The organism is Alloalcanivorax sp. C16-2 (assembly GCF_046507615.1).
Classification (GTDB): domain Bacteria; phylum Pseudomonadota; class Gammaproteobacteria; order Pseudomonadales; family Alcanivoracaceae; genus Alloalcanivorax; species Alloalcanivorax marinus_A.
The window spans coordinates 1,558,550-1,582,284 of record NZ_JBKFTL010000001.1 but is presented as its reverse complement, the minus strand read 5'-3'; the positions used below and the strand labels follow the sequence as shown (position 1 = coordinate 1,582,284).

The window sequence follows — 23,735 nt, the reverse complement described above, 5'->3', positions numbered from 1 at the left end:
GCACCAGTCACAACAGGAGCACCATGAACGCTTGGCAATCCCTGATCGAGGCGCAGCACCCCCGGCACGGCGGCGTGACGACGCCGGCTCTGGCCACCGGCGAGCACCTGGCGGTGATCCTCGCCGAGGGCGAGGAAGCCGGTGATTATCTGCAGGGCCAGCTCACCGTCGACCTGAAGGCGGTGGACGAAGGCGCCCACCGTGCCGCCATGCACCTGTCGCTCAAGGGGCGCGGGCTGGTCAGCCTGCGCATCGCCAGAGTGGATGGCGGCTACCTGCTGCTGGTGCCCAACGGCCAGGTGGACGCCACCATCCGCTGCCTGGAGAAATACAAGCTGCGCGCCAAGGTGAGCTTCCAGCCGGCCCCGGACACCGTGGTGGCGCAACTGGCCGGCGGCGTCGACGCCACCCTGGAGCGGGCCGGCCTTCCGGCGCCGGCGCCGGGCCAGGCGGCGAGCCGGGACGGCGTCACCGTGCTGCGCTACCCCCACAGCGACCACGCCCTGATCGTCGCCGCCGCGTCGCTGTTGAGCAGCCACTGGCAGGCGCTCAGCGAGGAGCGCGCCGTCACCGATGGCGCCGGCGCCCGTTTCCAGGATCTGCTCGCCGGCGAAGGGTGGATTCTGCCCGGCGCCGAGGATCTGTTTCTGCCCCAGGTGCTCAACTACGACGTGCTCGGCGGGGTCAGCTTCAAGAAAGGCTGTTACACCGGCCAGGAAGTGGTGGCGCGGATGCACTTCAAGGGCAAGCTGAAGCAGCGCATGGCCCTGTTCGCCTATTCCGGGCCGGAGCTGGCCGCCGGCCAGAGCCTGCGCAACGACCAGGGCCGCGCCGTGGGCGAGGTGGTGGACAGCGCCCCCGGCCAGCCCTCCGCGCTGATGCTGGCGGTGGTGCGGCTGGATCATGAGGGCGAGCTGTGGGTGAACGACACGCCGCTGGGGGCGGAGCCACGGGCATTGCCCTACGAGCTTCCCAAGCCGAAGGCGTGACGATCACGGTGGCGGATCGCGACTGAAGCGGGGTGCCGCCAGTCGCTCCTAAGCTTCTGTAGGAGCGACTTCAGTCGCGATTCAGCCTCAGCCGCAAGAAACCTTCAGCCGGCGGCGCGGCATTCCTCGAGCAGGGTCGCCACCAGCTCTTCCACCGGCAGGGTCCGGGAGCGATGCGCGCCGGTGCCGGCCCACAGGCTTTTCCATTCCGCGCCGGCGGCCTTGCGCAGGGGCGCGGTGAGCCGGTGCTGGTCCGGGTAGGGAGCAATCTCCCTGGGGGCCCGTTGATCCATCCAGGCATTGGCCAGGCCCCGGGCGAGACGCCCGGACACCGCCGCGGTGACCGCCGTGGCATCCGGGCCGGCGGCGGCCAGGGCCTCGCGCCAGGCCGGCGCGGTACCCGCCTCCGGGCAGCTCAGGAAGGCGGTGCCGAGCTGGGCGGCGGCGGCGCCCTGCCCCAGCACCCGCGCCATGTCGGCGCCGTCCATGAGCCCGCCGGCGGCGATCAGCGGCCGGCCCACCTCGCCACAGGCTTCCAGCAACGCCGCCAGGGGCTGGCCGGCGCCGCGCGCTTCCACGCTGCCCCGGTGGCCGCCGGCCTCTTCGCCCTGCAGCACGATGGCATCGACGCCATCCTCCGCCTGGGCACGGGCCTCCGCCAGGTTGGTGGCGGTGCCGATCAGGCCGATGCCCCGGGCCCGGCAGGCGTCCCGGCGGGCCTTGTCCAGGCGCCCGAAGGTGAAGCTGAAGAACGCCGGGCGCGCCTCAAGCATGGCCTCGAACTGTTCATCAAAGCCGGGCAGCTCGGCGAACGCCTCCGGCAGGTCCACGCCGGCGGCTTGATAACAGGGCACCAGGGCTTCCCGGGCGGCGCGCCATTGCGCCTCGGTGGCGCCCGCTTCGCCGGGGATGAACAGGTTCACGGCGAACGCCTCGGCGCCACCCTGACGGGCCGCGCTCACCGCCGCTTCCAGGGCGGCGCCGGACAAGTAGCCGGCGCCGATGGACGCCAGGGCGCCGGCCCGGGCGGCGCCCACGGTCAGTTCGGTGGTGTTGATGCCGCCGGCCATGGGGGCCTGGATCAGCGTGTAGTCCTGGAAGGGCATGGCGGGTCTCCTGTGGTCCGTTACGGGGATTCTAGGGAGACCGGCTGATGGCGGGAAATGATGATCCGTGATGTTCGCTATCACCCGTGGGGATAAGCGGGATGCCGCCCCGCCGCTCCTACAACGGGCCGGAACTGCCGTAGGAGCGGCTTTAGCCGCGATGGGCGTCAGCCCAGATCGGCGAGGGGGTGTGCGTCAGCAGGGCAGCGGAAAAAGCCGTCGATATAGTCGGCGCTCACCTCATCCACGGAGCGGTGCCGGAAGCGCGGGCTGCCGTCCTTGTCGATCAGCAGCGCGCGCACGCCCTCACGAAAATCCGGGTGCAAGCAGCACTGCACCGCCAGGCACCACTCCATGCGCAGCGCCTCCGCCAGGGAAAGATGCCGGGCCCGATGCAGTTGCTCCCAGACCAGATGCATGGTCTGCGGGCAGCCGGCGGCCAGGGTCTTGCGGGCCTTGTCCAGCCAGCCGTCGCATTGCTTGTGGCCGAGAATGCGGGCCACCACCTCGTTGACGGAGGCACCGTCGCACAGCGACTCGATGGTGTCGCGATGATCACTGATCGCCGCCGGCAGCCCGGTGGGCGAGGTGGAAAGATCACGGAGCTGGTGATGCAGACGGGCGCGATCCGCTTGCCGGTCGCCGTCGTAGTGGTTTTCCAGCAGGGCCTTGAGCACGTCTTCCGGGTCCGCGTCGAGGAAGCGGTCGGCCAGGCCCAGGTCCAGGGCGTCGCGGGCGTTCAGATGCACGCCGGTGAGCCCCAGGAACAATCCGGTGTGGCCAGGCAGCCGGTTGAGGAACCAGCTGGCGCCCACATCCGGGAACAGGCCGATGGTGATCTCCGGCATGGCCAGCCGGCTGCGCGGCGTCACCAGGCGGAACTGGCTGCCTTGCATCAGCCCCATGCCGCCGCCCATGACCACGCCATCGGCCCAGCAGATCACCGGCGTGACGGAGGTGTGCAGGCGGTAATCAAGACGGTATTCCTCGGCGAAGTACTGCTCGGCGAACGGATTCCGCTCGTGGCCGGCATGCTTGACGGCGGCGCCGTGCAGCGCCACCACGTCGCCACCGGCGCTGAGCGCCCGGCCACCGGCCCCTTCCAGCCAGATCGCCACGACCTCGTCCCGGCCCTGCCAGTCCGCCACCCGGGCGTCCAGCAACTGAATCATTTCCAGGCTCAGGGCGTTCAGGGAACGGGGCGTGTTGAGGGTCGCGCGGCCGATCACGCGGCCACAGGCGGTGTTCAGTTCTTCGAACAGTACGGAATCGGTCATAAAGGGGCTCTCAGGAATTCGGGAGGGACCAGTCGATGGGGTCCTGGCCCTGTTGCAGCAAATACTGATTGGCGCGGGAGAAATGGCCGCAGCCGATGAAACCACGGTGCGCGGACAGCGGCGACGGGTGCGGCGCGGTCAGCACGCAGTGGCGCTGACGGTCGATCAGCTTGCCCTTCTTCTGGGCGGCGCTGCCCCACAGCAGGAACACCACGCCCTGGCGCTCGCGGTTGATGTGTTCGATGGCCTGGTCGGTAAAGCGTTCCCAGCCATGGCCCTGGTGGGAGGCGGCCTGGCCGGCGCGCACCGTGAGCGTGGCGTTGAGCAGCAGCACGCCCTGGCGGGCCCAGTGGTCCAGGTTGCCGTGGTTGGGCGCCGGGATGCCCAGGTCGCGCTCGATCTCCTTGAAGATGTTGACCAGCGACGGCGGTACCCGCACCCCGGGCTGCACCGAGAAACACAGGCCATGGGCCTGGTTGGGGCCGTGGTAGGGGTCCTGGCCGAGGATCACCACCTTGACCTGGTCGAAGGGGGTTTCGTTGAAGGCGCGGAAAATGTCCGGCCCCGGCGGGTAGATGGTTTCGCCGGCCTGCTTTTCATCGCGCAGGAAGGTCTTGAGTTCATGCATGTAGGGCTGGGCGAATTCGCCGCCAAGGACCTGCTTCCAGCCGGGCTCGAGCTGTACGTCCTGTTCGGCCCTTGACTCCATCGAGGGTGCGTCAGTCATGGGGGACCAGTTTCTCCAGAAGGTGTCGCATGCGGGACTTCACGCTGGCCTCGCTGGCCAGTTCCGGGTGGGTGAGCAACCGCACTTCCAGCGCCATTATACGGGCGTGGATCACTTCCGCGTCCAGCTCCGGAGTACGCGAGCCGATGGCCCGGCAGGCGTCCACCAACAGCATGCCCATCTCCTCCAGGTAGTGGTCGGCCAGCTCGCGCAGGCGCGGGTCGAGAATCGCTTCCTGCAGAAAGGCCTGCTCCGCGATCAGATGGTCGCGGCGGTGGTTGAGTTCATCGAGCATGAAGGCGGTGGTCACCTGGGCCAGGGATTCGATCAGCGTCTCGCGGCTGGCGCCGTCGCCCTGGAATTCCTGGATCAGCGCGAAGGCCTGATCGCGGAACGGGCGCACCACGTTCTCCAGGGCGCGCTCGGCGAACAGCGTGAAGGCGTCCGCGATCAGATCCGAGATGTCCTTGAAGTAATAGGTGGTGGCGGACAGGGGCACGTCCGCTTCCCGGGCCACGGCGCGGTGACGCACCGCCCGGATGCCGTCGGTGACGATGATGTTGAGCGCCGCGTCGAGAATCGCCTGGCGGCGCTGCTCGCTGCCCGCGCGTCGGGTCTTGCGTCCCTGATAGCGGATTGCCGTGGTCATGTGCGGTCTGCTTTGTTGTTTGGTAATCGTCGATAGCCTAACAGGCAGCGCGGATTTGTGGGAGTTCGTGGCAGGCGGGTTGCCCTTTCCGTGGCGGCGAACGCCGCCACGGGGAGCAGGCCTACTGCGCGCGGGGGCGCATGTGCGGGAACAGGATCACGTCCTTGATGGTGGGCGAATCGGTCAGCAGCATCACCAGCCGGTCGATGCCGATGCCCTCGCCGGCGGTGGGCGGCAGGCCGTGTTCCAGGGCGGTGATGTAATCCTCGTCGTAGAACATGGCCTCGTCGTCACCGGCCTCCTTCTCCGCCACCTGGGCGCGGAAACGCTCGGCCTGGTCCTCGGCGTCGTTCAACTCGGAGAAACCGTTGGCGATCTCGCGGCCGCCGACGAAGAACTCGAAACGCTCGGTAACGAACGGGTCGTCGTCCTTGCGCCGCGCCAGGGGCGAGACTTCCGTGGGGTAGTCGGTGATGAAGGTCGGCTCCCGCAGGCGGTGCTCGGCGGTTTTCTCGAAGATCTCGATCTGCACCTTGCCCAGGCCCCAGCCGTCCTTGAGCGGAATATCCAGGCCCTCGGCGATGCGCCGGGCGCCCTGCTCGTCCGCCAGGTCCTTGGCGTCGATGTCCGGGTTGTATTCGAGGATGGCGTCGAACACGGTGAGCCGGCGGAATGGCTTGCCGAAATCGTAGGTCACCTCGCCGGCGGGCTCGCCGTGCTCGTCAAGCACGGTGTTGCGCACCAGGGTGTCGCCGAGCACGTCCCGGGCCAGGGTGCGCAGCATGTCCTCGGTGAGGTCCATCAGGTCGTGATAGTCCGCGTAGGCCTGGTAGAACTCGAGCATGGTGAATTCCGGGTTGTGCCGGGTGCTCAGGCCCTCGTTGCGGAAGTTGCGGTTGATCTCGAACACCTTCTCGAAGCCGCCCACCACCAACCGCTTGAGGTACAGTTCCGGCGCGATGCGCAGGTACATGTCCAGGTCCAGGCTGTTGTGGTGGGTGATGAACGGCCGTGCCGTGGCGCCGCCGGGAATCACCTGCAGCATCGGCGTTTCCGCCTCGATGAAGTCGTGGGCGACCAGATAGTCGCGGATGCCGGCGACGATTTTCGAACGGATCTTGAAGGTCTCGCGACTGTCCTCGTTGACGATCAGGTCCACGTAGCGCTGGCGGTAACGGGCTTCGGTGTCGGTCAGGCCCTTGTGTTTCTCGGGCAGCGGCCGCAGCGACTTGGTGAGCAGCAGGTACTCGTCCATCATCACGTACAAGTCGCCCTTGCCGGACTTGCACAGCTTGCCGCGCACGCCCACCACGTCGCCCAGGTCCCAGTGCTTGGTGGCTTTCTGCACTTCCTTCGGCGCATAGATCTGGATGCGGCCGGACATGTCCTGCAGCACCTTGAATGCCTTGCGGTCGAGCATCAGACGGCCGGCCACGGCCACCTGGATGTTCTTTTCTTCCAGTTCTTCCTTGCTCAACTCGCCGTAGCGCGCCTGCAGGCCGGCGGCCAGGCTGTCGCGGCGGAAGTGGTTGGGGAAGGCCTCGCCGCTGTCACGCCATTCCGCCAGCTTGGCGCGGCGCTCGGCGATCAGGCGGTTTTCATCGTTCTGACCGGCTTCCGCATTCGGGGTTGATTCGTCTTTACTCATAGCATTTCGGTTCCGATGCAGCGCCGGAAGCCGGACGCCGGACGCCGGACGCTTTTTTGGGTGGCAGCGTCCGGCGTCCGGCGTCCGGCGTCCGGCATCTTCACAGCCCGCTTTTCAGCGAGGCCTCGATAAAACGATCCAGATCGCCGTCCAGCACCTGCTGGGTGTTGTGGCTTTCCACGTTGGTGCGCAGGTCCTTGATGCGACCGTCGTCGAGCACGTAGGAACGGATCTGGCTGCCCCAGCCGATGTCCGCCTTGGCGTTCTCCTGGGCCTGCTTCTCGGCATTGCGCTTCTGGATTTCCAGTTCGTAGAGCTTGGCCTGCAGCATCTTGGTGGCCTTGTCCCGGTTCTGGTGCTGGCTGCGCTCGGACTGGCACTGGGTCACCACGATGTGCTCCTTGCCGTTGTCCGGGTCCGTGAAGGTATAGGTCAGCCGCACCGCGGAGTCGGTCCGGTTCACGTGCTGGCCGCCGGCGCCGGAGGCCCGGTAGGTGTCGGTGCGCAGCTTGCCGGGATCGATCTCGATGTCGATGTCGTCATCCACTTCCGGGGACACGAACACCGAGCTGAACGAGGTATGGCGGCGACCGCCGGAATCGAACGGGCTCTTGCGCACCAGCCGGTGCACGCCGGTTTCGGTGCGCAGCCAGCCGTAAGCGTAGTCACCCTCGAAGCGCACCGTGGCGGACTTGATGCCGGCCACGTCGCCGTCGGAGGCTTCCACCAGCTCGGTCTTGAAACCGTGGGCCTCGCCCCAGCGCAGGTACATGCGCAGCAGCATTTCCGCCCAGTCCTGGGCCTCGGTGCCACCGGAGCCGGCCTGGATATCCAGGTAGGCATTGGCGGTGTCCATCTCGCCGGAAAACATGCGCCGGAACTCCAGGTCCGCCACCATGCGCTCCAGGCGCTCCAGGTCCGCTTCCACTTCCGCGACGGTGGCCTCGTCGCCCTCTTCCACCGCCAGCTCCAGCAGGTCGCGGGTGTCGCCGACACCCTGATCGGCGTCACGCAGGGTGGTCACCACGCTTTCCAGCTGGGCGCGCTCCTTGCCCAGCGCCTGGGCCCGCTCGGGCTCGTTCCAGACGTCGGGGAGCGCCAGTTCGCGTTCTACTTCGACCAGTCGTTCACTCTTCTGGTCGTAGTCAAAGATACCCCCTCAGCGCTTCGATGCGCTCGGCCAGGTCGGTGAGGTGGGTTCTCAGCGGATTCACTTCCATAAAAGGTCTCAAATCCCGGTGGGTGAAAGGGCGCGCATTCTACCGGCTGGGGCGTTAATCGACCAGTTCGTAGACGTGGAACGCCTCGGGTTTGAGGGCGTCCAGGGTGGTGCCGATGTACACCGCGTTGTCGGGAATGCCGCTGCCGGTGGTGAACACCTTGAAGCGGCGCACCTCCTTGGGGGTGTCGATCACGGTGTCGGCGTCCACTTCCACCCACATGTAGATCAGACGCTCCTGCTGGATGTAGTCCACGCGGAGCACGTCGCCCTCTTCCGGCAGGCGGATTTCCTGCACCTCGGTACCGGTTTCCAGGCGATGCTTGTGAATTGTTTTCATGCTGTCCCTCCGTCAGGGAGAACCGCGCCCCGGCGGCGGTGGCCGCCGGCGCATTCAGGGACCCGGCCTTTTGGGCCGGGCAGTGATGATCGGCGCAATCCTAGCAAAGACCCGGGAGGCTGGCATTAACCGCGATGCCCACCCCCGGGTCACGGAGGGGAAGCCACGCCGCTCAGCCGCGCGGTTCCAGATTGGCGCGCAGCACCGTGAGCGCCGCCATATTGACGATGCGGCGCACCGTGGCGCTGGCGGTGAGGATGGTCACCGGCGCGTCCACGCCCAGCAGGAACGGGCCGATGGCCACGTTGCTGCCGGCGGCGGTCTTGAGCAGGTTGTAGGCGATGTTGCCGGAATCGCCGTTCGGGCACACCAGCAGGTTGGCGGAACCGGTGAGGGTGGAATCCGGCAGGATCTCCTTGCGGATCGACGCCTCCAGAGCGGCGTCGCCGTGCATCTCGCCATCCACTTCCAGCTCCGGCGACCACTCGCGGATCAACGCCAGGGCGCGACGCATCTTGTCGCTGGCCTGGCAGCGCTCGGAGCCGAAATTGGAGCGCGACAGCAGCGCCGCCTTGGGCTCCAGGTTCAGGCGCCGCATTTCCTCGGCGGCGGCGATGGTGAACTCGGCGATCTGCTCGGCGCTGGGGTCCTCGTTGACGTGGGTGTCCACCACCGCCACGGTGCGCTCGGGCAGCAGCAGCACGTTCATCGCCGCGTAGGTGCGCGCCTCCGGACGCAGGCCGATCACCTGGTCAACGAAGTTAAGGTGCTCGGCGAACCGGCCCACGGTGCCGCACACCATGCCGTCCGCCTCGCCCAGATGGACCATCATGGCGCCGATCAGGGTCATGCGACGGCGCATCTCGGTGCGCGCCACTTCCTTGGTGACGCCGTGGCGGCCGCGCATTTCCCAATAGGCGTTCCAGTAGCGGTGGAAACGGTCGTCCTGCTCCGGATTGGTGACCTCCACGTCCTCGCCCAGCTTCAGGCGCAGACCGTAGCGCTCGATGCGCATCGCCAGCACGTCCGGCCGGCCCACCAGGATCGGGAACGCCAGGCCCTCGTCCACCACCACCTGGACGGCGCGCAGCACACGTTCTTCCTCGCCCTCGGTGAACACGATGCGCGCCTTGCCGCCATCGCGCACCAGCGCCTTGGCGGCGGAGAACAGCGGTTTCATGAAGGCACCGGAATGATAGACGAACTGCTTGAGCTGCTCGGCGTAGGCGTTCAGGTCGGCGATCGGCCGGGCCGCCACGCCGTCGGCCATGGCCGCCTTGGCCACCGCCGGCGCGATGCGCACGATCAGGCGCGGATCGAACGGCTTGGGAATCAGGTACTCCGGCCCGAAACTCAGCTCATAGGTGCCGTAGGCAGCGGCCACCACTTCGTTCTGTTCCTCCTGGGCGAGGCCGGCGATGGCATACACCGCCGCCTTTTCCATCTCCCGGGTGATGGTGCTGGCGCCGGCGTCCAGGGCGCCCCGGAAGATGTACGGGAAGCACAGCACGTTGTTGACCTGGTTCGGGTAGTCGGAGCGACCGGTGGCGATGATCAGGTCGTCGCGCACCGCCTTGGCGTCCTCGGGCAGGATCTCCGGGTGCGGGTTGGCCAGCGCCAGGATCAGCGGCCGCGCCGCCATGCGCTGCACCATGTCCGGCTTGAGCACGCCGCCGGCGGACAGGCCCAGGAACACGTCGGCGCCGTCGATCACCTCGCCCAGGGTACGGGCGTCGGTGGCCTGGGCGAAGCGCGCCTTGTCCGGGTCCATCAGCTCCTTGCGGCCCTGGTAGACCACGCCTTCGATGTCGGTGACCCAGATGTTTTCCTGGGGCAGGCCCAGGTCCACCATCAGGTCCAGGCAGGCCAGCGCCGCCGCGCCGGCGCCGGACACCACCACCTTGACCTGGTCGATGGGCTTGCCAGCCACTTTGAGGCCGTTGATGAAGGCGGCGCTCACGGTGATGGCGGTGCCGTGCTGGTCATCATGGAATACCGGGATGCTCATGCGCTCGCGCAGCTTGCGCTCGACGATGAAGCACTCCGGGGCTTTGATGTCTTCCAGGTTGATGCCGCCGAAGGTGGGCTCAAGGGCGGCGATGATGTCCACAAGCTTGTCCGGGTCGCTCTCGTTGATCTCGATATCGAACACGTCCAGGCCGGCGAACTTCTTGAACAGCACCGCCTTGCCTTCCATCACCGGCTTGGACGCCAGCGCGCCGATGTTGCCCAGCCCCAGCACGGCGCTGCCGTTACTGATCACCGCCACCAGGTTGCCGCGGCCGGTGTAGCGGAACACATTGTTGGCGTCCTCGACGATCTCCTCGCAGGCCCAGGCCACCCCGGGGGAATAGGCCAGCGCCAGATCGTTCTGGTTGGTCAGGGGCTTGGTGGCGACGATGGCGGTTTTACCGGGGACGGGGTGTTCGTGGTAATCAAGTGCAGCGCGGCGGCTGTCGGTGGCCAAGGCGGGTCTCCTTCAAGGATCGGACGTGTACATCGTTTCGTGGTGATCCCCGAGTGTACTGCGCCTGGGGCGCGCCCGCATCCGGTGGCCAAGTTTTGTCACAACTCCAGGCGGTTCCGGGGTTATAGCGGCCGCAGGTGCTCGAACATCATCTGCGGCGAACGCCGGCCCCGGAACTCGTTGACCTCCAGCCGGTAAACCCCTTCGATGCGGCTCAGGCGCGCTCCCAGCAGCGCCGGGTCGGCGTTGAAGTGGATGCCATCGACCACGCCGTTCACCGCCGGCAGCCCCAGGGTCAGCTTCAGGTGCCGCTCGCCCACCACCCGATGGTTAAGCACCTCGAACTCGCCGTCGAAGCGCGGCGGCGGAAAGCCCTGCCCCCAGGGAAACCGGTGCGACAGCAGCTCGGCGGTGGCCAGGGTAATGTCCTGCTCACTCAGGCCGCCGTCGCTGTCCACCACCTGATCGAACAGCTCCTCGCTGGCGGCCTCGGCCACCGCCGCCTGGAAGGCCTCGCGGAAGGCGTCCAGATCGTCGGCGCGCAGGGTCATGCCGGCGGCCATGGCGTGGCCGCCGAACTTGTGCAGCAGCCCCGGGTGGCGGGTGGCCACCGCGTCCAGCACGTCGCGCAGGTGCAACCCCGTGATCGAACGCCCGGAGCCTTTCACCAGCCCGGCCTCGCGAGCCGGAGCGAAGGCGATGACCGGCCGGTGCACCGCCTCCTTCACCCGCGAGGCGAGAATGCCCACCACGCCCTCGTGCCAGTCCCGGCCATGCAGGCACAGCGCCGGCGGCAGGGTCTGGCCGCGCAGGCGCTCCACCTCGGCCATGGCGGCATCGCGCATACCCTGCTCGATGCCACGCCGCTCGCGGTTGATGGCGTCCAGCTCTTCGGCGTATTGGCGTGCCTCGGAAACGCTGTCCGCCAGCAAGCACTCAATGCCATGGCCCATGTCCGCCAGCCGGCCGGCGGCATTAAGCCGGGGCCCGGCGGCGAAACCAAGATCCGCGGCCAGGGCCCGGGACGGGTCGCGGCCGGCCACCTGCAGCAAAGCGCGCAGCCCCGGGTTGCCCTTGCCGGCACGCAGCCGGCGCAGGCCCTGCTCCACCAGGATGCGGTTGGCGTCGTCCAGGGCGACCACGTCCGCCACCGTGCCCAGGGCCACCAGGTCGAGCAGATCGACCACGCCCCGGCGCACGCCCAGGGCACGCTGCACCGCCATCAGCAAGTAGAAGGCCACACCCACCCCGGCCAGATTGGGCGCCGGGAAACCCTGCTCTTCCAGGCGCGGGTTGGCGATGGCGTCGGCGTCCGGCAGGCGGTCGCCGGGCAGGTGATGATCGGTGATCAGCACGCGCATGCCCGCCGCCCGCGCCGCCGCCACCCCGTCCACGCTGGCGATGCCGTTGTCCACGGTGATGATCAGATCAGGCGCCACCGTATCCCGGGCCAGCTCGACGATCGCCGGCGACAGGCCGTAGCCGTACTCGAAACGGTTCGGCACCAGGTAATCCGGGCGGGGGAAGCCCAGGGACTCCAGGCCGCGCACCATCAACGCGGTGGCGGTGGCGCCGTCGGCGTCGTAGTCGCCGACGATGCAGATGCGCCAATTCCGTTCACGGGCGGCCAGCAGCAGCTCCACCGCCGCCGCCAGCCCCCGGAAACCATCCGGATGGGGCAGCCGCCCCAGGGTCAGCTCCAGTTGTTCCGCCGAGGTCAGCCCCCGGTTGGCGAGGATACGCGCCAACAGCGGCGGCACGCCGGGCCAGTCCACGGGCACCGAAGGACGGCGGCGAATACAGGGGTAGGAACTTGCGGTCATGGGAGCCATCACAGGAAGCGATGGCGGCAAGCGTCCGCGTATCCATGGCCGCCGTCAAGGGTACCGACCCGCAAGTCACGCAAAGGGGCTAACATCACGGCGCCGTGATTCTTATACTTGGCAGCCCTGAGCGGTTTGGCCGTTGATGTAAGCAAACGCTCACATGAACGGTGACGCACACCTCCAAGGAGGTTAAAGCAGGCTCACCAAAGCGGCTCCGCCGCGTACTTTGGGACTGGAGAGCAATCGTTATGATTTACCAAGGCAACGCCGTAAGCGTAGAACTGCTTGACGACGGCATCGCCGAACTGAAGTTCGATCTTCAGGGCGAATCCGTGAACAAGTTCAACCGTGCCACCCTGGAAGACCTGAGCAAGGCCACCGAGGCCCTCAAGGGCAGCGACCAGGTCAAGGGCATCGTGGTCACCTCCGGCAAGAAGGTTTTCATTGTCGGCGCCGACATCACCGAATTCACCGAAATGTTCGCCCAGGACGAGGCCGAGATCGCCAAATGGTCCCGTCAGGCGAACGACATCTTCAACGCCTTTGAAGACCTGGACGTACCCAAGGTGGTGGCCATCAACGGCTTCGCCCTGGGCGGCGGCCTGGAAATGTGCCTGGCCTGCGACTTCCGCGTCATGGGCGAAGCGGCCCAGGTGGGCTTCCCGGAAGTGAAGCTGGGCATCTACCCGGGCTTCGGCGGCACCGTGCGCACCCCGCGCATCATCGGCGTGGACAACGCCGTGGAATGGATCGCCACCGGCAGCCAGAACAAAGCGGACAAGGCCCTGAAAGTGGGCATCGTCGATGCCGTGGTGAAAGCCGGCGACGAGCGTGACGCCGCCCTCGACCTGGTCAAGCAGTGCCTGGCCGGCAAGATCGACTTCCGCGCCAAGCGCCAGGAAAAACTGGAACCGCTGCCCATGCCCCCCATGGAGCAGATGATGGCGTTCCAGACCGGCATGGCCATGGTCCAGCAGCAAGCCGGCAAGAACTACCCGGCCCCGGTGGAAGCCGTGAAATCCATGCAGAAGGCCGCCGGCATGAAGCGCGACGACGCCCTCGACGTGGAATCCAAGGGCTTCGCCAAACTGGCCAAGACCTCCCAGGCCACCGCCATGGTAGGCCTGTTCCTGGCCGATCAGCAGGTCAAGAAGGTCAACGGCAAAACCGCCAAGGGTGCCCCCGAGATCAAACACGCCGCCGTGCTGGGCGCGGGCATCATGGGCGGCGGCATCGCCTTCCAGTCCGCCCTCAAAGGCACGCCCATCGTCATGAAGGACATCGCCGACAAGGCGCTGGACCTGGGCATGAACGAAGCCTCCAAACTGCTCGCCAAGCGCGTCAGCAAGGGCAAGATGGACGCCGCCGGCATGGGCAAGGTGCTCTCCGCCATCCGTCCCACCCTCAGCTATGACGACTTCAAGGGCATCGACGTGGTGGTCGAGGCGGTGGTCGAGAACCCCAAGATCAAGCAGTCCGTGCTCGCCGAAACCGAGCAGAAAGTGGACGGCGCGGTGCTCGCCTCCAACACCTCCACCATCTCCATCACCCGCCTGGCGGAAGCGCTCAAGAAGCCGGAAAACTTCGGCGGCATGCACTTCTTCAACCCGGTGCACATGATGCCCCTGGTGGAAGTGATCCGCGGTGAGAAAACCTCCGACGAAACCGTCGCCACCCTGGTCGCCTACGCCCAGAAAATGGGTAAGAACCCGGTGGTGGTGAACGACTGCCCCGGCTTCCTGGTGAACCGCGTGCTGTTCCCCTACTTCGCCGGCTTCAGCATGCTGGTGCGTGACGGCGCCGACTTCCAGCAAGTCGACAAGGTGATGCAGAAATTCGGCTGGCCCATGGGCCCCGCCTACCTGCTCGACGTGGTCGGCATCGACACCGGCGTGCACGCCGCCCAGGTGATGGCGGAAGGCTTCCCCGACCGCATGGACCACGACTTCAAGGACCCGACCGAGATCATGTTCGAAAACGAACGCTATGGTCAGAAGAACGGCGTCGGCTTCTACAAGTACGAGGAAGACAAGAAGGGCAAGCCCAAGAAAGTAGTCGACGAAAAGACCTATGAGCTGATCAAGCCCGCCGTCACCAGCGAGCAGAAGGACTACGACGCCGACGAGATCATCGCCCGCATGATGATCCCGATGTGCACCGAAACCGTCCGCTGCCTGGAAGACAACATCGTCGGCTCCCCCGCCGAAGCCGATATGGCGATGATCTACGGCATCGGCTTCCCGCCGTTCCGCGGCGGCCCGCTGCGTTACATCGACAGCATCGGCACCAAGGCATTCGCCGAACTGTGCGACAAATACGCGCACCTGGGCGCCCTTTACGAAGCGCCGCAAATGCTCAAGGACAAAGCCGCCAAAGGCGAGTCCTTCTTCGGCTAAGGCACGGGCAAAGGAGATCTGGAAATGAGTTTGAATCCGAAAGACGTGGTCATCGTCGATGCCGTGCGCACCCCGATGGGCAAAAGCAGAAACGGCATGTTCCGCAACGTGCGCGCGGAAAAACTCTCCGCGCTGCTGATCCAGGCGCTGATGGCGCGCAACCCGGACTGGAGCGTCGAGCAAACCGAAGACGTGATCTGGGGCTGCGTCAACCAGACCAAGGAACAGGGCATGAACATCGCCCGCAACATCGCCATGCTCGCCGGCGTGCCCCGCACCACCGCGGCACAAACCGTCAACCGCCTGTGCGGCTCCTCCATGCAGGCCCTGCATGCCGCCACGCAAGCGATCATGACCGGCAACGGCGACGTGTTCGTCATCGGTGGCGTGGAGCACATGGGCCACGTCGCCATGGACCACGGCGTGGACCTCAACCCCGAGCTGTCCAAATACACCGCCCGTGCCTCCAACATGATGGGCCTCACCGCCGAAATGCTCGGCCGCATGCACGGCATCACCCGTGAACAGCAGGACGAGTTCGGCGTGCGCTCCCACCACAAAGCCTGGGAAGCCACCCAACAAGGCCGCTGGAAAAACGAAATCGTGCCGATCGAAGGCCACGACGCCGAAGGCCGCAAGGTGCTGTGCGAAATCGACGAAACCATCCGTCCCAACGCCAGCCTCGAAGACATGCAGAAACTGCGCCCCGTCTTCGACCCGGTCAGCGGCACCGTCACCGCCGGCACCTCCTCCGCCCTCTCCGACGGCGCGGCGGCCATGCTGGTGATGAGCGCCGAAAAAGCCCAGGCCATGGGCCTCAAGCCGCGGGCCAAAATCCGCAGCATGGCCGTGGCCGGCTGCGACGCCGCCATCATGGGCTACGGCCCGGTCCCGGCCACCCAGAAAGCCCTGGCCCGCGCCGGCCTGACCATCGACGACATCGACTACGTGGAGCTCAACGAAGCCTTCGCCGCGCAATCCCTGCCGGTGCTCAAGGACCTCAAGCTCCTCGACAAGATGAACGAGAAGGTCAACCTCAACGGCGGCGCCATCGCCCTGGGCCACCCCCTGGGCTGCTCCGGTGCCCGCATCACCGGCACCCTGCTGAACGTACTGGAAGGCAACGACGGCCAGATCGGCCTCGCCACCATGTGCATCGGCCTGGGTCAGGGCATCGCCACGGTGATCGAGCGGGTGTAAGCCTTCTCTTCACCGTTGCCGAGAGCTGAAAAGCCCCGGCGGGTTCGCCCGCCGGGGCTTTTTACCAAAAACCATCAAATTAGAATCACTTGGTTCTCCTCAAAAACCCCCCATCCATTTTATTAATCTTATCTTTGCCCAGTTTCTTTGCTCCGTTATGTTTGGCAACACACATTTTCGCGAGAAAAACCAACTTTTTATCTGTAGGACCGTCATGGAACCCATACTTACACTCGACACAGAGAGTCTGAAAAACTGCCCATAATCCATATGACTCTTTACTCTCTTTTTCTATATACCGTTGAATAAACTCATTCCAGCCAGCGGGCCTGTTTCTAACAGCTATACATACCAAATACATGGAAAAAATACCATTAGGCTCCGCTTGAATTGCCGCCGAAACCAGAGGCCCCATTTTTTCAGAGAAAAGATCTAATGCGTACCAATCTATAAGGTTACCAGGAGCGCCTCGAATAATTTGATACTGTCTTTCTAGAGCGCCCTCACACCAGTCATTACCAACAAGCCTGAAGCCGGCATCCTCAAAGCTGGCTCTGCCTGACTTAGCCAGAAGTGTCGACAGCAAAACTAAAACCCTATTGATTTGCACCATCCCATCAACAAAAGAGGACATTAAAGCTAATCTTATATCTGAATCAGCGAAATCACTGTTTCTTAAAGCCTTGCCAGCGCACGAAACCAGGTGCATTAAAGACTTCATAGAAGTCAAATTCAGAACCTGATTTACCGTTTGGTGATAAGGTTTAGCAGGATCATAAGTTCTGTCAGAATATTCGTCTTTGACTTGAGTCGGAAGGCTCGACGCAGAGACTTGCTCGTCAAGGCGCTTAGCCAATTGCTCTTGCTGTTCCTCTGACATAACCCATCTCATTTCCACATAAGGAAACAAACCTTCTTCGCCAACCTTTTCATTTAAATGACGAACCGCCTCATCAAGATCCTTTTTTATAGATCCTAGAGCGTCATCTCGCTTTCTATCGGAACCGGTATAAAACTCGATTATTTCGGGATGGGAAATATACCCTCCCGATGAAAGCATAAAACCCCTAAAACGAGAGTCATGAACCATGTTCATGGCAGAAAAATAATTAACCCAGTAGAAAAATCTAAAGCAATACCCCGAGTCACACCTCACAATTATTCTATTTTTAAACAAAATATCAAACATTACACTCACATCTATATTAAAATATTTTTTTGCGCAGACTCCCTGGCAAAACTCTATAAAATAATCCCTAGCGAAACAATCATTTTTATTTTTTATCATGTCAGCGCAAAAATACCCCATTATATATTCACAATCTTTTACGTCAGGCACGGAGCTATAAGAAGGCACTTCAATTTCAGAAAAAATAAAACTCAATATTCTTGAGACCATATCCCCACGATTAATGATACTGTCATGAAAATTGCTTTCCAATATTCTTAATAGAGTAAAACAATTAAGAGGGGTTCTGGGAAGATTCAAAAAATCGAAATCATGAATGACTTTTGAAACAATCTGATCCTCATTACCAATTTTGATATGCCTTCTTTTACTGTATTCTTTGACGCCGCTCCTCACCGCATCTCTCGTAAGAGCATATAAATAATAGATTTCATTTATGCCAGAGTCGGTCAACTCAGAATCCATACCGGAAATCATGCCAGCCGCCGCAACCGCGCATGTTTTCAAGACAATAATTTTTAAACCTGGGAAAGCTTTTTTAATTTGCTCGATCGCCTTCTTTTTATCTTTAACAACCTCATCACACCAAGAGTCGACAACAATAAAATCTAGATTTTCTATTCTTTTACCTAAAACCTCCAGCTCCTCAACAACCTTTAACCTCATTTCCTTTGAGAAAATTCTTTGTTGCTTAAGGCATAAAACATAACCAAACTTCGAAAAATCCAAGCCTTTTAGGCACAAATAATGACCAAAACTGGTCAACCCATACTCTGCGGGAGCCATTATGCATATATCTTTTGGCTCTTTTAAAATATCTTCGGTGCTTTCGAAACGGATCTCTTCCTGATGGCTAAAACTATGTTTTTCTGGGGTGCGACTTATCCTTCGATCAACCCAATCAGCTCCGATATCAGAGAATAACTGCAAGGCACTATTTAGATTCCTCGTATAGAGCCTTCTTATAAATTTTTCTTCTGTTGCTTCTTTAGCAGAAAGCGCAAGCACTCCCGAGTCGTTTCCAGAGAAGTCGGCACCGACAACGAATTTGGAATTTGCCGGGCTCCATTGCCTATACGTCGCAGATAATGAAGCCTGGTCAAGGTAATAGTATCCCAGTCTGTCTGCATCATCGCTAAACAATGCTGGCGCGGAAAAAACATGTATGTTTTCTGACTCATTGAGACGAAGAAATAAATCTTTCTTGTGCTCATGCCCATGAAACACATAATTAACCCCACCTTTTATTAGTGTTTCCAGGTGATCCCTCCAGGACTGTGAAAGCCAAGAAATAGGGTGGTGAAGAACAAGACAGACAGTCTTATCCTTTCTTTTTCTTACCCATTCATCGAGCCCCTCTGTGGTATAAACCAAATTTCGATCATCATCGCCTAGATGAGCGTTACCTCCTACTGAAAGCAGAGCTGTATTGATTGACAAAAAGGATACTTCATCAAAGTCATAGTAGTAATTAGCGCCTATATTATTGACCTCCCCAACCGTGTCATAAAATGAATTAAAGACCGACTCGAAATATTCTTTCTCTTCATCGAAAAGCGCATCAAATTCTTCTATTTTAAATTTCTTTCCGTACATTAATTTTGCGCTTCCATGCCCGATTTTGGAACTATCCGCATCATGATTCCCGGGACATATAATTATCTTTTCCTTTTTAAAACCTACAGAACCCATCAAAACATCTAATATCTCTTTATTAAAATCGTCAAAATCGCTTTTATTCGAGCCCGCCCAAACCAAGTCTCCTGAAATTATCAAGTAGTCATCTTCAGACACCTTTCCTGCCAAGTCTGAACACAATCGATCAACAACTTGTTTTATTTTTTCAGAATCTCTTTTGGAATAATGAATATCTGAAATGTGAAAAAATTTCATTCTTATCTCTCAAAATAAAATTCGCCAGACCAATAGTTATTAAAGGCCTATAATGAATACTGGCCTTTCCCTTCTATCTAAATTTTTTACCAACCGCAGAATTTCTCTTTGACATCAAAATCCGGCGCTGCTCGAAAATCATCTACATGGGACTCACTAAGCGGGCAGCGTTGGCACTTAACAGGGCCATGGCTACCGCAACCAAATCCAAGGAAAAGGAAAGCGTCATAGTAAAACTGTGTTGTTATTCTAAGCACTCCCAAGACGCTCCAAGAACCAATTTTCCCCACTTCCCGCCAGCATCAACTGCTGACGAGCTCGGGTCATCCCGACATACAGCAGCCTCACCTCATTCTCTAAATGCTCTTCGTCGTCCTGCAAACCACCCAGGCCGGCCAGTACCACGGTACCGAACTCAAGCCCCTTGCTACTCTGCCGGGTGAGCAACACGACATTGTTCGCATTCGCGTCGTAGCACTTTTTGTCGGCGGAGCTCCTTAGCCAAGTGCAAGGTACGCCAGCCTTCCGCAGCGCGCGTTGAAGGGAGCTGGCCTGCCAATGGTGGCCGTAAATGACCGCGATGTTGTTGAGCGGCTGGCCATTGGAGTGCCATTTTTTGACACACCGGGCGATGTAGTGGGCTTCGTCGTTAAAGTTATCGAACTTTCGGAACTGCGGTTCCGGGCCACTGGTACCAGCCACTTCCGGGGCAATCAACGGAATGTGATCATCATCCGCGTCCTTAGCCTGTAAGAAATCCTTAGCGAAGTCGTAGGCGAAACGGAGGATTTCGCGGGTATTGCGGTAGTTAAGTTTTAGGATGGTCGTGCGCCCACGGGCCTCGATACCGACACTGGACAGCGGGAACTTCAAGCTGCGCTTTTTATAGATGGACTGGGCGTCGTCGTAGAGCAGCAGCAGGGAGTTGGTACCCGGGTCGATCATCTGAACGACCAGTTTGAGCCATTGCTGCTCAAAGTCGTGACCTTCGTCGATCATCACGGCGCTGTATTGGGCGCGGGGAATCCGGGCGTTGTCCACGGCCTGGATGACGGTTTCCACTTCCCGCTCCCAATAGGGGGCGTCGCCGTCGATCAGGTCCACGTTGTAGGTTCGGCGTTGCTGGCCGCACCATTCGTGGAAGTGGTGGACACGAACTTTGTCTTCGATGCCTTTCTCGGCGATAAAGCCGCGCAGGCGCGCGGCCAGGGTGATGTTGAAGCAGAGCACCAGAATCGGTTTGGTGACGGCTTGGGCCAGGTGCAGGCAGCGGTAGCCAAGGATCAGGGTTTTACCGGAGCCGGCGACACCGTGGATGACGCGATGGCCTTCGCCCATGCTGCGGGCAAGTTGCTCCTGTTGCAGGTCCATGACGCGGACGATGTCGGGGATAATCGGCTCGTTGGCCGCCGTGGATTGGTCCTCGCCCTCATCCGGTTCATCGAACAGGGTTTGCTGCGGGGCGTTGATGCGAATCTCGGGAAAGAGCTGCCAGCGGATGCGGTCGATTTGCGGAAGCGTGAGTTTGTCGCCAAAGGCGTATTCAAACATGCCCCACAGCTGTTCCTGGAAGGCTTCCGGGTCCACGGTGGCGACCATTTCGTCCTTACAGACCAAGCGGTGCGGCGGCAACACCAGGTCCTGCTCCGCGTCCCCCATCATTTGGTTCCATTGCTTGCGGGTGATATTGGGGAACACCACGCCGTAACCCCAGGGGAAACAGAGGCGGCCCTTAAAAGGACCGTCGGTTTGCTTGAGGTGGTCGTCGCGCTGCAGTCGGTTGATCGCGACCAAGCCGTATTGGCGGGCCTGTTCCAGGGGGTTGCTGACGGTTTTCAAGCCGGTGGGGGTGTGAATGTCCGCGTGGGTGGGGGTCAGGCGCCGGAGCGTATCCGGTTTCCAGTCCTTTACTTCCAGGAACAGCAGACCTCGCCCGGGGTGCAGGACGATAAAATCCGGGTAGCGGCGCTGTCGACCGAGGGGGATGTCGTACCAAACGGTGTAGTCGTCTTCGAGCAGGGTTTCGAGGCGCTGGCCCAGGCGGCGTTCGCCGGGCGTCATATTGCGGAGGGTGTTGAGGTTGGGGATCACCGTCGCCATGCGGTTTATCCCCTTTGCGTTGCCCTGCCCGGGCGTAGGTAATCAGACATCCGTTTCCCCTCTCTCCCCCTTATTCGCCAGGCTCTCCAGGCCGGCTTTTTATGTGAAGCAGTTCCGAATTTACCTATCCCGCCAATAAATGCAAGGAGCTTGTTCCTTCGAGTTGAGGGTTATTCGTCCCCTTTATAAAGCTCGGCGCTTTTGGCCTCCAGCACGTAACCGGCGGTGCCATATTCCGTGTCGTGGGAGTCGACCTTGAGGGTGCCGTCGATTACCACGGCGTCCCACATCATATCCACGGGCATGCCCTCGCCCTGCATTTTGACCAGCACCACCTGGTTGCGGGGCGGCGGGGGGAAGTGGATGCAGGCGCCGAAGTACGGGACCAGCAGGAATTCGCGCAGGTGTTTGTCGTCGCCTTCCAGGGGGACCACAAAGCCGGGGAGAGTCAGGGGGGTGTCGTCCAGGTCCTGGCGCAGGGGCGCGTTGCTCCAGGCGTCCCGCATGGCGTCGAAGAGTTCCACGGCCCGGCGGTCAGTGTCTTCCAGTTGGTCGGGGGAATTTTTGCCGTGGATTTCCTTGGAGATGGCTTCGTATTCGGCGCGGGGGTCCCAGTCCTTGGGGACCAGGGTATCCCAGACGTTGGATTCCGCCTGGACGTCCGGGGGCTCGGCGGGCGGGGCGGGCGGGGCGGGCTCGGCGCCGAATACCGGCGTGCTCAGCAGCATGGCGAGCAGAGTGAGGGAAAGGGCTTTCATGTCAGCTCCGTGGAGTGAGGCCGTCGGCGAGGCTGTTGCGGAAGGCTTTTTCGGCGGGCAGCAGGCCGGCCAGGGAGCCGGCCAGCAGCACGGCGGCGACCAGCGGCAGTTCACCCACGGCCAGCAGGTGCGTGGGCAGCCGCAGGGACCATTCCGTCAGCGCCCAGGGGGCGAGGATTTGTTGCGCGGCGAACAGCAGCAGCAGGCCGGTGACGCAGCCGGCCAGGGTGAGGCAGAGGCTTTCACCGACGATCACGCCGTAGACGGTGCCGCGTCCGGCGCCGGCGGCGCGCAGCACGGCCAGTTCGTGACGGCGGCCTTCCAGGGCCGCCAGCACCGTGGAGATCAGCACCAGCAGGGCCACCAGGAACACCGCCACCGAGGCGGCGCGCAGGGCGTTTTCCACGTTGGCGGTCATGCGCCACAGGCGCTGGAGTTCCACGCCGGGAATGATGGCGCTGAGCGGTTCGCCGTCGTAGTTAGACAGCTCCCGTTGCAGGCCGAGGATGGCGGTGCGCTGTTTCAGGCCCAGCATCACGGCGTTGACGGAGTCTGGCATGTCGCTGGCCGCCGGCCCGCCCGGCGTCGGATAAGCATATCGGCCGCCGCTGTGAATCAGCGCCATGGCCCGCAGGGAGATGTAGAGCCCCTGGTCCACCGGGGTGCCGGTGGGCGCCAGGACCCCGCTGACGGAGAAGGGGTGATCATCGTGTTTAATGATGGCCGGGCCACTCCCCGAACCGTGGGCCAGCACCAATGAGGCTCCCGGACCATAACCCAGGCGTCGGGCCACGTCGCTGCCCAGCACCACCTGGTCGGGGCTGGCGAACCAGTCGCCCCTGGCCAGTTCCAGGGGCTGGTCGCGACCGTAGCGGTAGTGCTCCAGGTAGCTGTCGTTGGTGGCCACCACGGGAAAGCCGCGATGGAAGTCGCCCAGGGCGATGGGTATCCACCATTTCACCTGGGGATGGGCCGCCAGGTGCTCCACGGTGCGCCATTCGATGCCGGCGGTGGGCTCGCTCAGGTGGAAGACGCTGTACAGCAGAATATTGGTGGGGCCGCCCCGGGCGCTGACGATCAGATCCATGCCGGAGACGGTGCTGGCGAAATTGGCGTGCACCTGGTGGCGCAGCCGCTCAATGCCCAGGATCATCACCAGGCTCAAGGCGATGGCGGCAACGATCAGGGCCGCCGAGGTCTTGCGAGTGGCCAGGGAAGCCAGGATCACTCTAGGCAACATGGCGGGCCGCCCGGTTGAGTTCGTCGAAGGAAAGGCCACGATGGAAGTACCTGGCCACGCCGGGATCGTGGCTGACCATCAGCAAGGCGCTGCCGCTGCGTTCGCATTGCTCCGCCAGTAAGCTCATCAAGGCGTCCCGGTGGGCGGTGTCCAGCGCGGAAGTGGGCTCATCCGCGACAATCAGCTCCGGTTCGCCGTAGAGTGCCCGGGCCGCCGCCACGCGCTGCTGCTGGCCGAAGGACAATTGATGGGCCGGCAACCGCGCCACCGACGAGTCCAGGCCCAGCCGGCCCAGCAAGGCCAGGGCGGCGCTCTCTTTTCCGGCTTTATCGGCTTTATCGGTCGTATCCGTCCCGCCTTCGCGCTGCCGGCGGCGCTTCGAGAACGAAGGCGTCAGGCGCACGTTGTCCAGGGCGGAGAGGTAGGGCAGCAGGTTAAAGGCCTGGAAAATCACCCCGATGTGGTCCGCCCGAAAGGCGTCACGGCGGCGCTGGGACAGCTCCGAAAACGGCTCGCCGGCCACCCGGATACGGCCGCGCGGCAAGGGGCGGATGCCGGTGATCAGTGACAGCAGCGTGCTCTTGCCGCAGCCGCTGGGGCCATGGATCAGCACCCGTTCGCCGGCTGCCAGATTAAGGCGCTCCACGGCGATGAAAGGCCGTGTCTGGCCCGGGTGATGGAAACGCAGGTCCTCCACCTCCAGCGCCATGG

Annotated in this window: 17 protein-coding genes; 3 read left to right on the top strand and 14 right to left on the bottom strand. The window is 62.4% G+C overall.

Going from position 1 to position 23,735, the window contains the following annotated elements:
* Positions 1-23: 23 nt before the first annotated feature.
* Positions 24-989: a YgfZ/GcvT domain-containing protein gene (locus ACLD02_RS07405; protein WP_410298333.1), complete on the top strand. Its 966-nt coding sequence runs from the start codon at positions 24-26 to the stop codon at positions 987-989.
* 104 nt (positions 990-1,093) lie between these two features.
* Here ACLD02_RS07405 and ACLD02_RS07400 read toward each other — a convergent pair whose 3' ends face one another.
* From ACLD02_RS07400 to recJ, 9 genes are all read right to left on the bottom strand, one after another.
* Positions 1,094-2,095, bottom strand: coding sequence for an NAD(P)H-dependent flavin oxidoreductase (locus ACLD02_RS07400; protein ID WP_410298332.1), 1,002 nt, complete (start codon positions 2,093-2,095; stop codon positions 1,094-1,096).
* Positions 2,096-2,262: 167 nt separating this feature from the next.
* Entirely contained in the window at positions 2,263-3,372 is a 1,110-nt protein-coding gene (locus ACLD02_RS07395) for an enoyl-CoA hydratase/isomerase family protein (RefSeq protein ID WP_410298331.1), read from the bottom strand.
* Between the two features lie 10 nt (positions 3,373-3,382).
* The gene (gene ung / locus ACLD02_RS07390; RefSeq protein WP_203104634.1) at positions 3,383-4,099 is read right to left on the bottom strand and encodes a uracil-DNA glycosylase; all 717 of its coding nucleotides are present in this window, start codon (positions 4,097-4,099) and stop codon (positions 3,383-3,385) included.
* Positions 4,092-4,748, bottom strand: coding sequence for a TetR/AcrR family transcriptional regulator (locus ACLD02_RS07385; protein ID WP_203104636.1), 657 nt, complete (start codon positions 4,746-4,748; stop codon positions 4,092-4,094). Before ACLD02_RS07385 ends, ung begins: the two co-directional genes overlap by 8 nt.
* A gap of 121 nt (positions 4,749-4,869) precedes the next feature.
* Positions 4,870-6,396, bottom strand: coding sequence for a lysine--tRNA ligase (lysS, locus tag ACLD02_RS07380; RefSeq protein ID WP_410298330.1), 1,527 nt, complete (start codon positions 6,394-6,396; stop codon positions 4,870-4,872).
* A 100-nt stretch (positions 6,397-6,496) separates the two neighbouring features.
* Positions 6,497-7,616 (bottom strand): peptide chain release factor 2 gene (gene prfB, locus ACLD02_RS07375; protein WP_410298329.1). Its coding sequence is split into 2 segments (ribosomal slippage): positions 6,497-7,543 and positions 7,545-7,616, totalling 1,119 coding nucleotides; the frame shifts between segments, so codons are not numbered across the junction.
* A gap of 54 nt (positions 7,617-7,670) precedes the next feature.
* A complete protein-coding gene (locus tag ACLD02_RS07370) occupies positions 7,671-7,955 on the bottom strand; it encodes a hypothetical protein (RefSeq protein WP_161383512.1) in 285 nt (94 codons plus the stop codon).
* Positions 7,956-8,127: 172 nt separating this feature from the next.
* Complete coding sequence (locus ACLD02_RS07365) at positions 8,128-10,422, bottom strand: NADP-dependent malic enzyme (protein WP_410298328.1); 2,295 nt, start codon at positions 10,420-10,422, stop codon at positions 8,128-8,130.
* Positions 10,423-10,544: 122 nt separating this feature from the next.
* Complete coding sequence (gene recJ / locus ACLD02_RS07360; RefSeq protein ID WP_410298327.1) at positions 10,545-12,245, bottom strand: single-stranded-DNA-specific exonuclease RecJ; 1,701 nt, start codon at positions 12,243-12,245, stop codon at positions 10,545-10,547.
* 251 nt (positions 12,246-12,496) lie between these two features.
* Between recJ and fadB the strand changes: the two genes are divergently transcribed.
* Both fadB and fadA read left to right on the top strand, forming a co-directional pair.
* Positions 12,497-14,644: a fatty acid oxidation complex subunit alpha FadB gene (gene fadB / locus ACLD02_RS07355; protein WP_410298326.1), complete on the top strand. Its 2,148-nt coding sequence runs from the start codon at positions 12,497-12,499 to the stop codon at positions 14,642-14,644.
* Between the two features lie 24 nt (positions 14,645-14,668).
* Positions 14,669-15,844, top strand: a complete 1,176-nt coding sequence (gene fadA, locus ACLD02_RS07350) for an acetyl-CoA C-acyltransferase FadA (protein WP_203104648.1) — start codon at positions 14,669-14,671, stop codon at positions 15,842-15,844.
* 85 nt (positions 15,845-15,929) lie between these two features.
* Here the strand turns inward: fadA and ACLD02_RS07345 are convergent, their stop codons facing one another.
* The 5 genes from ACLD02_RS07345 to ACLD02_RS07325 all read right to left on the bottom strand — a co-directional run bounded on the left by ACLD02_RS07345 (position 15,930) and on the right by ACLD02_RS07325 (position 23,733).
* Positions 15,930-18,926 (bottom strand): metallophosphoesterase, encoded by a 2,997-nt coding sequence (locus ACLD02_RS07345; RefSeq protein ID WP_410298325.1) that lies wholly within the window; start codon positions 18,924-18,926, stop codon positions 15,930-15,932.
* A gap of 249 nt (positions 18,927-19,175) precedes the next feature.
* The gene (locus tag ACLD02_RS07340; RefSeq protein ID WP_410298324.1) at positions 19,176-21,026 is read right to left on the bottom strand and encodes a 3'-5' exonuclease; all 1,851 of its coding nucleotides are present in this window, start codon (positions 21,024-21,026) and stop codon (positions 19,176-19,178) included.
* Between the two features lie 170 nt (positions 21,027-21,196).
* Positions 21,197-21,784 carry a DUF3299 domain-containing protein gene (locus ACLD02_RS07335; RefSeq protein WP_410298323.1) on the bottom strand — a complete coding sequence of 196 codons (588 nt, stop codon included), beginning with the start codon at positions 21,782-21,784 and terminating at the stop codon, positions 21,197-21,199.
* 1 nt (position 21,785) lies between these two features.
* Positions 21,786-23,024: an ABC transporter permease gene (locus ACLD02_RS07330; protein ID WP_410298322.1), complete on the bottom strand. Its 1,239-nt coding sequence runs from the start codon at positions 23,022-23,024 to the stop codon at positions 21,786-21,788.
* Positions 23,014-23,733 (bottom strand): ATP-binding cassette domain-containing protein, encoded by a 720-nt coding sequence (locus ACLD02_RS07325; RefSeq protein WP_410298321.1) that lies wholly within the window; start codon positions 23,731-23,733, stop codon positions 23,014-23,016. Before ACLD02_RS07325 ends, ACLD02_RS07330 begins: the two co-directional genes overlap by 11 nt.
* Between the last annotated feature and the right edge of the window lie 2 nt (positions 23,734-23,735).